Origin of the sequence: Aliihoeflea sp. (assembly GCF_052435475.1) — a bacterium.
Taxonomy (GTDB): domain Bacteria; phylum Pseudomonadota; class Alphaproteobacteria; order Rhizobiales; family Rhizobiaceae; genus Aliihoeflea.
In genome coordinates, this window is sequence record NZ_JBQVMV010000018.1 from 1 (window position 1) to 13,668 (window position 13,668).

A 13,668-nucleotide genomic window follows, 5' to 3' on the forward strand; every position below is an offset into this window, starting at 1 on the left:
TCACGCTCAATGCAATGCTGCGGTCGAAAACACCATACGCGGCATGAAACAATACAGTTGCCGGCTCTCGCCTCGCTGCGCTCGGACTTCGGCCGGGATGACGCCCGCCCCGCTAACGCCTTGTCTGAGAATTGATGACGCCCAGACCGGGCGAGTCATCCCGGCCAAACGGGCGAAGCGGGTGCAGAGCCGGGAGCCATTCCGTGAAGTGAGACGCGTTAGGCACTTCGCTCCAGCACCGCGACGAAGAAGCCGTCCGTGCCGGTGCGGTGCGGGGAAAGGACGATGCCACGCGCAGGATCGATGCGGGCCTTGTCCTTTTTGCCCGGGAAAGTCCGCTCGAAATGAATGGCGTGATCGACCGGCGCGAATTCGGGATTTGCCGCGACGAAGCGGTCGATCTGAGCGCCGTTCTCGGCGTCGAAGACCGAGCAGGTGACGTAGACGAGACGGCCGCCCGGTTTCACGAAGCGGGAGGCCTTCTGCAAAATTTCGGCCTGTTCGCCGGTGCGGATTTCGAGCTGGCGGTCGGTGAGGCGCCATTTGGCATCGGGGCGACGGCGCCAGGTGCCGGAACCGGTGCACGGCGCGTCGATGAGGACGAGGTCCATCTGGCCTTCATGGCCCGCGAGCCCGGCAGCGCCCGCGACGACCTGCGCATTGCGCACCCCTGCCCGCTTCAGGCGGTCGAAGATCGGCGCGAGGCGGGACTTGTCCGCGTCGTGGGCGAATATCTGGCCCTTGTTCGCCATGGCGGCGGCGAGCGCCAGCGTCTTGCCGCCGGCACCGGCGCAATAGTCGAGCACCTGCATGCCTGGTGCAGCACCGGCGAGCGCGGCAGCCATTTGTGAGCCTTCGTCCTGCACCTCGAACCAGCCCTTCTGGAAGGCGGGTTCGACCTGCACGTTCGGGTGGCGCCCTGCGCCCTTGATCGGCGCGATGCGCAGACCGAGCGGCGCGATGGCCGTCGGCTGCGCGCCGGTCGGCTTCAACTCGGCAAGCACGCGGTCGCCGTCGGCCTTCAGCGTGTTGACGCGCATGTCGAGCGGCGGGCGGGCGGCGAGCGCGGAGGTTTCGGCGATCCAGTCGTCGCCGAAGGTCTCGCGCAGGAGCGGCTCGCACCAGTCGGGACAGTCGGCCTGAACGAGCGCGGGCGCGTCAGTGAGTTTGTGCTGCGACAGCGCCGCTGCCTCATCGGTGGTGGGGGGTTCGGGCGCGAAGCGGTCGCCTTCGACGGCGGCAGCGATGTCGGCGGCGGACATGCCGTTCTCGAGCGCCAGCGCGCCGAGCGCCATGCCGCGCGGCGTGTCGGAGCCCGCGAGCCAGCCAGCCGAGCGTTTGCGACGCAGCGCATCGTAAACGATGTTGCCGATGGCCGCTCGGTCGCCGGCGCCGGCGAAACGATGCGACAGGCCCCAATCCTTCAGCGCCTCGGCCGCCGGCCTGTGACGGGCCTCCATGTCGGTCAAAACCTCGATGGCTGCTGCCAGCCTGCCGCCCAAACGCATGTCGTCTTCCTGTAGTCGGTTGCCCGGATGCGGCCTTGACTAATGCGTCGCCGCGCCGATCACAAGTCCGAAGCCTGGGCGGGCCGAACGAGCACCAGTGCAGCCAAGGCGAGAACCAGGCCTACCGCCGACGCCAGCCAAAGCGCCTGCATGGCGTATGCGCGAAATGCGAACGCACCGGCGACGGCCCCGAATGTCAGGCCACCCCACAGGCACAGGTGCCAGAACCAGCCGGAATGCCCGTTGCCGCGAATGGCCGATGCTATGCCCTGCCCCATCTTGACGAGTGCGCCGGTCATGTAGGTCACGCCGATCGACACCTCACCGTTGCGCTGAAAGACCGCGTTCTCGCTGCCCATTGCCAGCGCCATGCAGGCAATGGCGACCGCGGACCAGCCTTGCCCGGCGGCATAGGCGGCCGTGGACAGGAGGGCGGTGACGAGCAGGAGCGTCAGGGGTGCCCGCCACCGCCCCGCCTTGTGGACAGCCAGGGAGCTTGCGACCACGCCGGCCACGAAGAGCGCGACGAGCGACAGCGGCAGGATCGCTGCGGCTGCATAATCGGCAAGGCCGGTGCCGATCTGCACGGAATTGCCCGTCATGAACGAAACGAAATAGCCGCCGAGTTCGATGAACGCGACTGCATCGACGAATCCTGCCAGGCCGGCGAGCGCGACTGCCAGCAAGCGCTCCGCAACGGGATGGTCCTTCATGCCGCCCCCAAAGGAAAAGGCCGGGCACTGCCCGGCCTCCACCATGTATCTGATTCGAAGGCGATCAGGCCGCCTTGCGGCGCGCTTCTTCCTTCAGGTCGAAGCGGTCGAGCTCCATGACCTTGACCCAGGCGGCGACGAAGTCCTTGACGAACTTCTCCTTCGCGTCGGCGCTGCCGTAGACCTCGGCGAAGGCGCGGAGCTGCGAGTGCGAGCCGAAGATGAGGTCCGCACGGGTTGCGGTCCAGCGGCGGGCGCCGGACTTGCGGTCCTGGCCCTCGAACACGCCGTTCGAGCCTTCAATGCCCTTCCACTTCGTGCCCATGTCGAGAAGGTTGACGAAGAAGTCGTTGGTCAGCTTGCCCGGGCGGTCGGTGAGGACGCCATGCTCGGGGGTGCCGACCTCGAGGACGCGCAGGCCGCCGACGAGGACCGTCATCTCCGGCGCGGTGAGCTGGAGCAACTGGGCGCGATCGACCAAATGTTCCTCGACCGACATGATCGGGTTGCGCACATAGTTGCGGAATCCGTCGGCCTTGGGCTCCATGTAGTCGAACGATTCGACCTCGGTCTGCTCCTGCGTGGTGTCCATGCGGCCCGGCGTGAACGGAACCGTCACATCATAGCCGGCATCCTTCGCCGCCTTCTCGACCGCGACCGAACCGGCGAGCACGATCAGGTCCGCCAGCGACACTTTCTTGCCGCCCGCGTTGAACTCACCCTGGATCGCTTCCAGCGCGCCGAGCACCTTGGCGAGTTCGGCCGGACGGTTCACGTCCCAGTCCTTCTGCGGAGCGAGGCGAATGCGCGCGCCGTTGGCGCCGCCGCGCTTGTCGGATTCGCGGAAGGTCGAGGCCGACGCCCATGCGGTCGATGCCAGTTCCGACACCGTGAGGCCGGTGGCGGCAATTTTCTGCTTGAGCTGCGCGATGTCGGAGGCGTCGACGAGCGGGTGGTCGACCTCCGGGATCGGGTCCTGCCAGATCAGCGGCTCCTTCGGAACCAGCTTGCCGCGATAGAGCTTCAGCGGACCCATGTCGCGGTGGGTCAGCTTGAACCAAGCCTTGGCAAAGGCCAGTGCGAATTCCTGCGGATTGGCGTGGAAGCGGCGCGAGATCCGGTCGTATTCGGGATCGGTGCGCAGTGCCATGTCGGCCGTCGTCATCATCGGCGCATGCTTCTTCTGGCCGTCATGGGCGTCCGGCACCTTGCCGTCGCCGGTCGTGCCGACCGGCTTCCACTGGTGCGCACCGGCGGGGCTCTTGGTCAGCTCCCACTCATGGCCGTACAGCGTGTCAAAGAAGGTCATGTCCCAGGTGATCGGCGTCGGCGTCCACGCGCCTTCGATCCCGCTGGTGATGGTGTGACCGGCCATGCCGCTTTCGAAAGTCGATGCCCAGCCGAGGCCCTGGTTCTCGATCTCCGCGCCTTCCGGCTCGAAGCCGACATGGTTCGCCGGACCGGCACCATGCGCCTTGCCGAAGGTGTGCCCGCCGGCGACCAGCGCGACGGTTTCCTCGTCGTTCATCGCCATGCGGCCGAAGGTCTCGCGAATGTCGCGGGCTGACTTCATCGGGTCCGGATTGCCGTCGGGGCCTTCCGGATTGACGTAGATCAGGCCCATCTGGACGGCGCCGAGATTGCCGTGCAACTCACGGTCGCCCGAATAGCGGCTGCTTTCATGCGAGCTGTCGGCCAGCCACTTGTCCTCGGCGCCCCAGTTGACGTGGTTCTCGGGCTCCCAGGTGTCGGCGCGGCCGCCGCCGAAGCCATAGGTCTTGAAGCCCATCGATTCGAGCGCGACGTTGCCGGTCAGGATCATCAGATCGGCCCAGGACAGCTTGCTGCCGTATTTCTGCTTGATCGGCCAGAGCAGGCGGCGGGCCTTGTCGAGATTGCCGTTGTCCGGCCAGCTATTGAGGGGCGCAAAGCGCTGCTGGCCACGTCCACCGCCGCCACGTCCGTCGCCGACGCGGTATGTGCCGGCGCTGTGCCAGGCCATGCGGATGAAGAACGGGCCGTAATGGCCGTAGTCGGCCGGCCACCAATCCTGCGAATCGCGCATCAGCGCGTGCAGATCGGCAATGACCGCATCGAGATCGAGGCTCTCGAAAGCTTCAACATAATCGAAGGCCTCGCCCATCGGATCGGCGTCGGGCGTGTTCTGGTGCAGCACGCTGACATTGAGCTGGTTCGGCCACCAGTCGCGGTTTTGCCGGCCTTTCGAATGCGGAACGGGGCACTTGCCTGCGCCCTTGTCGTCAACCTTGGCATCCATGGTCATATCTCCCTGGCGAAATTGCTCGGTAGCCGGGAACGAGAGTTCCAGGCGGCTTTGACAAGGGAGATATTCGACCAGAACGATAATTTCAAATTGCGATTTCTAAGAATGGCGATAGTTTCCGCTTATGATCAAGCTCACCATCAGGCAGATGGAATATTTCGTCGCGCTCGCGGAGACGCTGCATTTCGGCCGCGCGGCGCAGCTTGCCGGGGTCACGCAGCCGGCGCTTTCGGCGCAGATCGCGGAGATGGAGGACAAGCTCGGCACGCGGCTCTTCGAGCGCGCCCGGCGCGGCGTGGCCTTGTCCGATGATGCAAAGCTCATCCTGCCGCGCATTGAGCGGGTGCTGACCGAAATGCAGGAGATCGAGGCACTTGCGCGGCGCGAGCGAGCGGCGATGTCCGGGCGTCTGCGGCTCGGCGTCATCCCGACCGTGGCACCCTACCTCCTGCCCGCGATCCTGCCGGCGATCGGCGCGCGCTTTCCGGACCTTTCACTGGAGTTGAAGGAATCGGTGACTTCGACGCTCGTCGAAGAGACGCTTGCCGGCCGGCTCGACGCATTCATCGCCGCCCTGCCGCTCGAGGACACGCGGCTGGCGTCCGAGCCGATGCTGGAAGACGGCTTCCTGCTTGCCGTTCCGGCGAACGACCCGAGTTTCATCGAGCCGCCGGTTGCACCGGAGAGCCCGGAACTGGAGCGGCTGATTCTTCTTGAGGAAGGGCACTGCCTGCGCGATCAGGCGCTCGCGATCTGCGGATCGGTGAAGCCGCTCGCCATGTCGAATTTCGGCGCAACGAGCCTGACGACGCTGTTGCAGATGGTGGCGCACGGCCAGGGACTGACTCTGGTGCCGGAAATGGCATTGACTGCGTCGCGGGCGCTGCCGGGCGTCAAGTTCGTTCCGTTCTCGGCGCCCATCCCCTCGCGGACAATCGGCATGGCGTGGCGAAAAAGGGCGGGGCGCGAAGCGGATTTTCGCGCGCTCGCCGATACGATCGGCAAACTCGCTGGGGTGCGTTGATATTCAAGCCTGAGCGGCCTGCAAATGACGGGTTTCTGCGCTTCCGGTGCTCATGTACCCGAACGTACATTCCGCTCCGGTTCTCGAAACCCATCATTTTCGGCACGCACAGCCCTGAATCTCAACGCACCCTAGATGATGGCGAGCGCCAGCCAGATCCACATGATGGCAAGCACCAGAAAGCCCAGGGAGAACGCCGGCTGGCGGTAGCGGATGCGGTTTGAGGTCACGTGGATATAGGCGTGGACGTAGCGCGAGAGGACGAAAATCCAGGCGAGGACGACGGCGAAGAGGCCGGCAGCGGTCACGGAATAGAGCGCCAGGCAGCAGACGTGAAACAGGACCGGCAATTCATACTGGTTCGCCAGATTGTTGCGCACGAAGAGGCTTTCGGGCGGTTCGTTGGTGTTCTCGCGAAACTGCGAAATCTTGGTCGAACCAGCCTGAACGGCCGCCTTGCGGCGAAGAAACATCAGCACATAGATGCCGTAGACGAGCGCGACATGCGCCAGCATCGGCCAGAAGATTGCGGTCTGGTTCATATCAGCGCCTCTAGCTTGAGAGAATCATCTGTCTGCCGCCACAAGGACCGAAAACAGCGATTGCATCAAGCGGCGGGTGGACGTATCATGGTATGATACGCATGAGAATGTCCTTTGATCGGTTCCTGCAAAGACAAGCGCATCCCATTGCTGATCGCGGGCAAGTCGGTGAAGGGCTTTCCGGCCGATCTCGTCAAAGCGGCGCGTCGCAAGCTTTTCATGCTGCATACCGCGACGGCGCTGGACGATTTGCGATCGCCGCCGGGCAACCGGTTGGAGGCCCTCAAAGGCGACCGAAGCGGACAGCATTCGATCCGGATCAACGACCACTTCCGGATTTGCTTTCGCTGGATCGACGGTCATGCAGACGACGTCGAAATCGTCGATTATCACGATTGAGGTGAAGCCATGTTCGAGTTCAATCCCCCGATCCATCCCGGTGAAGTGCTGCGGGAAGAATATCTCGTGCCGCTCGACATGAAGCCATACACGCTCGCCAAGCGACTGCATGTCCCGCGCACGCGGATCGAACGCATCGTCGCCGAAACCTCGCCCATCACGCCGGACACCGCGCTCCGGCTAGCGAAGTTCTTCGGCACGACGCCCGCATTCTGGATGAACATGCAGACGGCCTTCGACCTGGCGATCACCGCTTCCGCAAAGCAGTCGGAAATCGCCAGTATCGACGAATTGAAGGTAGCCTGAAGGTCAGCTCATCCCCGGATAGTTCGGGCTTTCGCGCGTGATCGTCACGTCGTGCGTGTGGCTCTCGCGCCAGCCGGCATTGGAGATGCGCACGAAGGTGGCGCGGTCGCGCAGCTCGGTCAGGCTCGGGGCGCCGACATAGCCCATTGCTGCCTTCAGGCCGCCGACAAGCTGGTGGAGGACGCCTGCGACCGGGCCCTTGTAGGGCACCTGGCCCTCGATGCCTTCCGGCACGAGCTTGAGCGTATCGCGCACTTCGGCCTGGAAGTAGCGATCGGCCGAGCCGCGCGCCATTGCGCCGACCGAGCCCATGCCGCGATAGGATTTGTAGGAGCGGCCCTGGTGGAGGTAGACCTCGCCGGGGCTTTCGTCGGTGCCGGCCAGAAGCGAGCCGACCATTGCGGCCGATGCGCCCGCCGCGAGCGCCTTGGCGAGATCGCCCGAAAACTTGATGCCGCCATCGGCGATGACGCCGACGCCTGCCTTGTCGGCTTCTTCTGCCGCGCCCATGATCGCCGAAAGCTGCGGGACGCCGACGCCGGCGACGATGCGGGTGGTGCAGATCGAGCCCGGTCCGATGCCGATCTTGACCGCGTCGGCGCCCGAATCGATCAGCGCCTTGGTCGCCTCTGCGGTCGCGACGTTGCCGGCGATGATGCGCACGGAGTTCGACATCTTCTTGGCGCGCAGGACAGCGTCGAGAACGCGCTGCGAGTGACCGTGGGCGGTGTCGATGACGATCAGGTCGACGCCGGCGTCGATCAGTCGCTCGGCGCGCTCGAAGCCGTCATCGCCCACGCTGGTGGCGGCGGCGACGCGCAGGCGGCCCTGCGCGTCCTTGGAGGCGTTGGGGTTGAGCTGAGACTTCTCGATATCCTTGACAGTGATGAGGCCGACGCAGCGGCCGTCGCCGTCGACGACCAAGAGCTTTTCGATCCGGTGCTGGTGAAGAAGGCGCTTGGCCTCGTCCTGATTGACCGTCTCCTTGACCGTGATCAGGTCGCGATGGGTCATCAGTTCGCGCACGGTCTGCGCCGGATCGGAGGCGAAGCGCACGTCGCGGTTAGTCAGGATGCCGACGAGACGGCCGGTGCGGTGGCCGCCGGTACCGCCATTCTCGACGACCGGAATGCCGGAAATGCCGTGGGCGCGCATCAAGGCCTGCGCGTCGCCGAGCGTTGCGTCGGGGCCAATGGTGACCGGGTTGACGACCATGCCGCTTTCGAACTTCTTGACCTGCCGCACTTCCTCGGCCTGCTCGGCGGGCGAGAAGTTGCGGTGGACGACGCCGATACCGCCCGCCTGCGCCATGGCGATGGCGAGGCGCGAATCCGTCACCGTGTCCATGGCGGCCGACAGGATCGGGATGTTCAGGTCGATGTCGCGGGCAATGCGGGTGGAGACATCCGTCTGTCCCGGCATCACATTCGAATGGCCGGGCTGCAGGAGCACGTCGTCGAAGGTGAGCGCGATTGCGCCGGTTGCAGATTCGATGATTTTCGCCATTGCCTTGCCTCGCCCGGGAAACTGGGATTGGCGGCGGCTGGTAACACGTCCCCTGACATATGGGAAGCGCTGCAGTGCAAGGCAGCCATGCAATCGGCGAGGCAATCCTCGCCGCGAGAGATCAGGCGGCGAGCACCATCGCCCAATAACGCTGCGCGGGGTCTCGCGGATCGGTGACATAGCCGAGCCCGAAACGGGCGAATTTCGGATCGAGCATGTTGCGGCGATGGCCGGGTGAATTCATCCAGATGTCCATGACGCGAACGAGATCCATGCGGCCCCGCGCCAGATTCTCGGCCGCCGCGCCATTGGTCTTTACGCTGCCCATCCGGCTCTGGAACGAGCGGCCGATGCCCGTGTCGTGCGCCATGCGGCCCGCCTGCGCCATGTAGCCAGCCTGCACGACGGCTGCGGTTTCCAGTTCACGGTCGGCACGGATCGCGCCGAGTGAATTGGTACTGCGAATATCGGCGAAGAGCGGAGCGCCGTCGCGGGTCATGCGGACGCTGTCGCCAGAGGGGCCGCGCGACATGCAGCCTGCAAACGGTGCGAGCGCAAGAGCGCCGCCGCCGAGAATGAGAAGCCGGCGGCGGTCGATGGTCGTTTCGGTCATGATGGCCCGTTCGCATTGTCTGTCATCGCCTCGTCCTTTTCCGGGGGATTGAGGCGAAGCTTGGGCAGTGCGACCAGCCGTATGGCTCAGAGATCGAACTGATAGGTCGCCGGAACGTAGCGATAACCCGGCTCGATCTTTTCGACGAAGCCGACGGCGGGGAACGGCATGTGATAGCCGATGAAGGGAATCCGATCCGTCGCGATCATGTCGAAGAGGCGCATGCGCGTTTCGGTCGCCATCTCCTTGTCCATGTCGAAACGAACGTGCCAGTCGGGCCGCATCAGAGAGGCGACGTAGTGATTGGCCGCATCGGCGACCAGCATCAGGCGGCGACCGCCGCTTTCGACCGAGAACGCCATGTGGCCCGGCGAATGCCCAAAGGCAGCGACTGCGGATACGCCCGACACGACCTCGTCGCCATCGGCAAGAAAGGTCATGTTCTCCGCCAGCGGCACGACGTTCGACACAACGGCTTGAGCAGCGTCGGCGGTCTGGCCCTCGGCACGTTCGGGCGCCGTCCAGAAGTCGTATTCGACCTGCCCGGTGACATAGCGGGCATTGGCGAAGGCCGGCTCGCCGCCCTCCATCAAGCCGCCGATATGGTCGCCATGGAAGTGCGTGAGGACGACGACGTCGATCTCGTCGGGCTGATGGCCGGCTGCCTGCATGCGCTCGCGCAACTGGCCGAGCCCGTTGGCGCGGGCGCCCTCACCCAGCCCGGTATCGAACAGAATTTTTTCCGCTCCGGTGTCGATGATGACCGGCGCGAAGCCGTTGACGAATTGATCGGAAGGCAGAAAATTCGCCTCCATCAGTTCAGCTACGGCCGTGGCTTCCTGGTCCTCGCCGAAGATCGGATGCGGGCCATCGGACGGCCGTCCGCCATCGAGGATCGTGGTGACACGAAAATCGCCGAGCTTGAAATTGTGGAAGCCGGGATTGGCGACCTCGGAAGCGGTCGCGATCTGCGCGCTTGCGGCGCGGACCATGATTTGCGGTGCGGTCAGAGCCATCGCGGCGCCTCCAGCCAGCTTGAACATCGTTCGACGATCGGTCTTGCCCGTCATCGGCCTTCTCCCTGCTTTGTTTAGCGATGCCGCATCAGATGGACCAGAGCACGAGCGCGGCAAACGCTCTCACACAGAAGTGAACCGTTCACATGTGCAATTGTGTGCGCGGGGCGAGGCATGCTAGGTGCCCGGCCATGCATTCGCATCTGCGATCTTCCACCGGACGCCAGCCTTGAACCGCACCATTCCGCTTATCCTTGCGGTCGCGCTGTTCATGGAGCAGATGGATTCGACCGTCATCGCCACGTCGCTGCCGGCGATCGCGGCCGATATCGGCACGAGCCCGATCACCCTGAAACTGGCGCTGACTTCGTATTTCGTGGCGCTGGCGATCTTCATCCCCGTTTCCGGCTGGATGGCGGATCGGTTCGGCGCCAAGCGGGTGTTTCGCATCGCGATCGGCGTCTTCGTCGTCGGGTCGATTTTCTGCGCCTTCGCGAACTCGCTCGAAGCCTTCGTCGGTTCGCGCTTCCTGCAAGGCATGGGCGGCGCGATGATGACACCGGTGGGCCGTCTGGTGCTGGTGCGTGCGACGCGGCGCGACCAGCTCGTCTCGGCCATGGCCTGGCTGACCGTGCCGGCCTTGATTGGGCCGCTCATCGGCCCGCCTGTCGGCGGCTTCATCACCAACTATTTCACCTGGCACTGGATCTTCCTGATCAACGTGCCGATCGGCGTCCTTGGCATCATCGTCGCCGGGCGCGTGCTGCCGGAAATGCCGGGCGGGATCGCCGCGCCGATCGACTGGCGCGGATTCATCCTCGCGGCGATCGCGGCGGCAGGCATCGTCTTTGGGCTGTCCGTCGTTTCGCTGCCGGCCCTGCCCCCGGTTATCGGGATATCCACCATCGTCGTCGGCATTTTGGCGTCCGTGCTCTACGTCCGCCACTCACGCGCGACGCTGTCGCCAATCCTCGATCTGCGACTGTTCAATAATCCGGTGCCGCGGATCGCGATCATCTCGGGCTCGATCTTCCGCATCGGCGTCGGCGCAATGCCGTTCCTGTTGCCGCTGATGTTTCAGCTCGCCTTCGGGCTCGACGCGTTTCAGTCGGGACTATTGACGTTTGCGAGCGCCATCGGCGCAATCTCGCTGAAGTTCGTGGCGACCAAGGCGCTGCGCACCTTCGGCTTTCGCACGGTGTTGCTGACCGCGGTCGTCGGCGGGGCGAGCCTGATCGCGATCAACGGGTTTTTCACGCCGCAGACGCCCTATGCCGTGATCATCGGGACTCTGATCGTCGCGGGGTTCCTGCGCTCGCTGTTCTTCACTTCGAACAATGCGCTCGTCTTCGCCGAAATCGACGACAGCCAGGCGAGCCAGGCTACGGCGATCGCGGCCGTGTCGCAGCAGATCTCGATCGCGCTGGGTGTGGCGGCGGCGGGCATGCTGCTCGAAGCACATCATTTGTGGACCGGTGAGCCGATCGGGCTCGAGGCCTTCTCCTTCGCCTTCTTCGCGGTCGGGGGGCTGGCCGCGCTCGCGATATTGCCGATCCTCAGCCTGTCCAGGACCGCCGGCCGGACGGTGTCCGGCCACGGCTTGGACAAGCACAAGGACGATCAGGCCTCGCTGCCCGGCGAGTGATCTTCCGTTTCCGGCACTTCCTGCCGGCCCTTGAAGTCCTTGGCGAGGATGAAGAGCTCGACCGATGCGTCGCGCGAGGCCGGGGGCTTAACGTGATGGACGGTGCGGAAGTTGCGTTTCAGGAGGTCGAGAAGATCGTTCTCCGTGCCGCCTTGGAACGTTTTGGAGAGGAAGTGGCCGCCCGGTTTCAGCACCGAAATGGCGAAATCAGCCGCGACTTCGCACAGGTGCATCGTGCGGATGTGGTCCGTGCGGCGATGACCAGTGGTCGGAGCGGCCATGTCCGAGATCACCAGATCGGGCGCGCCGCCGAGTGTTTCCATCAGGCGCTTCGGGGCCTCGTCGTCGAGGAAGTCCATCTCCAAAAGCGCAGCGCCGGGCACCGGATCGACATGCAAATAGTCGATGCCGACGACCGTGGGCGCATCGAGGGGCGACTGCACGCGGGCGGCCGCCACCTGGCACCAGCCGCCGGGCGCCGCCCCCAGATCGAGGATTTTCTGACCGGGCTTCAGGAGATTGTATTTGTCGTCGATCTCGATGAGCTTGTAGGCCGCGCGCGATCGGTAGCCGTCTGCCTTTGAACGGTGAACGTAGGGGTCGTTGAGATGGCGTTCGAGCCAGCGGCGGGACGAGTTCTTGAGGCCGCGCTTTTTCTTGACGCGGGTCTTGAGCGCGCGTGCGCCTGTCGGGCCGGAGCCGGGTTTGACGGGTTTCGTCATGCGTTGAGCGGTCTCCGCTTGCGGGCCCGGCGCCAGACGCCGTCATCGGCCATGAGTTCGGATAGCATGCCTTCGCGCAGGCCCCTGTCGGCGACGCGCAGGCGTTTGGACGGCCAGACGCGGCGGATGGCCTCGAGGATGGCGCAGCCGCCGAGGACGAGGTCGGCGCGGTCGGCGCCGATGCAGGGATTGGCGACGCGCTTTTCGAATTCCCAATCGAGCAGGGTCGCGATCATGGCATCGACTTCATCGTTCTGAAGCCAGAGCCCGTCAACCCGGCGGCGGTCGTAGCGTTCGAGGCCGAGATGGATGCCGGCGAGCGTCGTCACCGTGCCGGAGGTGCCGAGGAGGTGGAAGCCGTCATCGGCGAGCACATGCGAAAGCCGGTCGCGGCCCTCGAAACGGTCGAGCATGTCGGCGACGTCGTCGACCATCGCATCGAACACCTCGCGCGTGACGTGCCGGCCGCCGAAGCGTTCGGCGAGCGAGACCACGCCAACAGGGAGTGACGTCCACGAGACGATGTGGTTGGCAAGGCGGGGCGTGCGGTGGCGCGAGACATCGACCAGCGCGATCTCGGACGACCCGCCACCGATGTCGAACAGGACGACGCCCTTGGTGCCGCGTTCGACGAGCGAGCCACAGCCGGAGACGGCGAGCCGCGCTTCGGTCTTGCGATCGATGATCTCGAGGGACAGGCCGGTCTCACGCTTGACGCGGGCAATGAACTCGGCGCCGTTCGCGGCCGAGCGGCAGGCTTCGGTCGCGATGAGGCGCACGCGCTTCAGGCGCCGATTGCGCAGCTTTTCGGCGCAAACCTTGAGCGCTTCGACGGCGCGGTCCATCGCGGCATCGGAAAGGCGTCCTGACGCGGTCAGCCCCTCCCCCAGACGCACGATGCGCGAGAATGCGTCGACGACGCGGAACTGCCCGCCCTTGCCGGGGATGGCGACGAGCAGGCGGCAATTGTTGGTGCCGAGGTCGAGCGCGGCATAGACATGGGCATCGCCGCCGGCGACATCGCGGCCGTTGAAGCGACTAGGGGCGGCAGGCGCGGGAGCCGGCGTCGCCGGCTTGGGCGGCGGCTGCCGGGCTTCGGCGGGGTTCGGCTTGTTCGCGGGCGCGTCATCGCGGGCGAAGACCTTGCGGCCGCGCTTGCGCTTGCGCCTTTTGCGCGATTTGCCAGGCTTGTCGCCCGTATTGTCGTCGGGTCGGCCGTTCGCATGAGGCTGCGCATTTGCATCGCGTTCACCTGGCGGTGGCCGCGAATGCCTTTTGCCGGCGTCGCCGCGCGGCTGGCGCGCCCCGTCCGACGGCACGTCATTGCCGTATTCGGGGTCCGTCACTCTATTCCCTTCGGCGCCGCGCTAGCAAACAAAGCCGGCAGCAG

General features: G+C 65.2%; 13 protein-coding genes. 4 read left to right on the forward strand and 9 right to left on the reverse strand.

Annotation, left to right across the window (positions count from 1 at the left end; translation table 11 throughout):
- Nucleotides 1–218: 218 nt before the first annotated feature.
- From ACT6QU_RS16800 to katG, 3 genes are all read right to left on the reverse strand, one after another.
- Nucleotides 219–1,508: an RsmB/NOP family class I SAM-dependent RNA methyltransferase gene (locus ACT6QU_RS16800; RefSeq protein WP_444565417.1), complete on the reverse strand. Its 1,290-nt coding sequence runs from the start codon at nucleotides 1,506–1,508 to the stop codon at nucleotides 219–221.
- Nucleotides 1,509–1,567: 59 nt separating this feature from the next.
- Nucleotides 1,568–2,221 (reverse strand): YoaK family protein, encoded by a 654-nt coding sequence (locus tag ACT6QU_RS16805; RefSeq protein WP_444565418.1) that lies wholly within the window; start codon nucleotides 2,219–2,221, stop codon nucleotides 1,568–1,570.
- A 64-nt stretch (nucleotides 2,222–2,285) separates the two neighbouring features.
- Nucleotides 2,286–4,499: a catalase/peroxidase HPI gene (gene katG, locus ACT6QU_RS16810; protein ID WP_444565419.1), complete on the reverse strand. Its 2,214-nt coding sequence runs from the start codon at nucleotides 4,497–4,499 to the stop codon at nucleotides 2,286–2,288.
- A 130-nt stretch (nucleotides 4,500–4,629) separates the two neighbouring features.
- On the opposite strand from katG, the gene ACT6QU_RS16815 reads away from it, so the two are divergent.
- Nucleotides 4,630–5,529 carry a LysR substrate-binding domain-containing protein gene (locus tag ACT6QU_RS16815; protein ID WP_444565420.1) on the forward strand — a complete coding sequence of 300 codons (900 nt, stop codon included), beginning with the start codon at nucleotides 4,630–4,632 and terminating at the stop codon, nucleotides 5,527–5,529.
- Nucleotides 5,530–5,660: 131 nt separating this feature from the next.
- Here ACT6QU_RS16815 and ACT6QU_RS16820 read toward each other — a convergent pair whose 3' ends face one another.
- Entirely contained in the window at nucleotides 5,661–6,071 is a 411-nt protein-coding gene (locus ACT6QU_RS16820) for an MAPEG family protein (protein ID WP_024586339.1), read from the reverse strand.
- A 114-nt stretch (nucleotides 6,072–6,185) separates the two neighbouring features.
- On the opposite strand from ACT6QU_RS16820, the gene ACT6QU_RS16825 reads away from it, so the two are divergent.
- Both ACT6QU_RS16825 and ACT6QU_RS16830 read left to right on the forward strand, forming a co-directional pair.
- Nucleotides 6,186–6,470: a type II toxin-antitoxin system RelE/ParE family toxin gene (locus ACT6QU_RS16825; RefSeq protein ID WP_444565421.1), complete on the forward strand. Its 285-nt coding sequence runs from the start codon at nucleotides 6,186–6,188 to the stop codon at nucleotides 6,468–6,470.
- Nucleotides 6,471–6,479: 9 nt separating this feature from the next.
- A complete protein-coding gene (locus tag ACT6QU_RS16830) occupies nucleotides 6,480–6,776 on the forward strand; it encodes a HigA family addiction module antitoxin (RefSeq protein ID WP_444565422.1) in 297 nt (98 codons plus the stop codon).
- A 3-nt stretch (nucleotides 6,777–6,779) separates the two neighbouring features.
- On the opposite strand, the gene guaB is transcribed toward ACT6QU_RS16830, so the two are convergent.
- The 3 genes from guaB to ACT6QU_RS16845 all read right to left on the reverse strand — a co-directional run bounded on the left by guaB (nucleotide 6,780) and on the right by ACT6QU_RS16845 (nucleotide 9,965).
- On the reverse strand, nucleotides 6,780–8,282 hold the full coding sequence (gene guaB / locus ACT6QU_RS16835) for an IMP dehydrogenase (RefSeq protein ID WP_444565423.1): 1,503 nt from the start codon (nucleotides 8,280–8,282) through the stop codon (nucleotides 6,780–6,782).
- Nucleotides 8,283–8,403: 121 nt separating this feature from the next.
- Nucleotides 8,404–8,895, reverse strand: coding sequence for a CAP domain-containing protein (locus tag ACT6QU_RS16840; protein ID WP_444565424.1), 492 nt, complete (start codon nucleotides 8,893–8,895; stop codon nucleotides 8,404–8,406).
- Nucleotides 8,896–8,981: 86 nt separating this feature from the next.
- Nucleotides 8,982–9,965 (reverse strand): MBL fold metallo-hydrolase, encoded by a 984-nt coding sequence (locus ACT6QU_RS16845; protein ID WP_444565425.1) that lies wholly within the window; start codon nucleotides 9,963–9,965, stop codon nucleotides 8,982–8,984.
- A 175-nt stretch (nucleotides 9,966–10,140) separates the two neighbouring features.
- On the opposite strand from ACT6QU_RS16845, the gene ACT6QU_RS16850 reads away from it, so the two are divergent.
- The gene (locus ACT6QU_RS16850) at nucleotides 10,141–11,556 is read left to right on the forward strand and encodes an MFS transporter (protein ID WP_444565426.1); all 1,416 of its coding nucleotides are present in this window, start codon (nucleotides 10,141–10,143) and stop codon (nucleotides 11,554–11,556) included.
- Here the strand turns inward: ACT6QU_RS16850 and ACT6QU_RS16855 are convergent.
- Nucleotides 11,532–12,278: an RlmE family RNA methyltransferase gene (locus tag ACT6QU_RS16855; protein WP_444565427.1), complete on the reverse strand. Its 747-nt coding sequence runs from the start codon at nucleotides 12,276–12,278 to the stop codon at nucleotides 11,532–11,534. The genes ACT6QU_RS16850 and ACT6QU_RS16855 overlap by 25 nt on opposite strands.
- Nucleotides 12,275–13,624 (reverse strand): Ppx/GppA phosphatase family protein, encoded by a 1,350-nt coding sequence (locus ACT6QU_RS16860; RefSeq protein WP_444565428.1) that lies wholly within the window; start codon nucleotides 13,622–13,624, stop codon nucleotides 12,275–12,277. The genes ACT6QU_RS16855 and ACT6QU_RS16860 overlap by 4 nt, the downstream gene beginning before the upstream one ends.
- Nucleotides 13,625–13,668 lie beyond the last annotated feature (44 nt).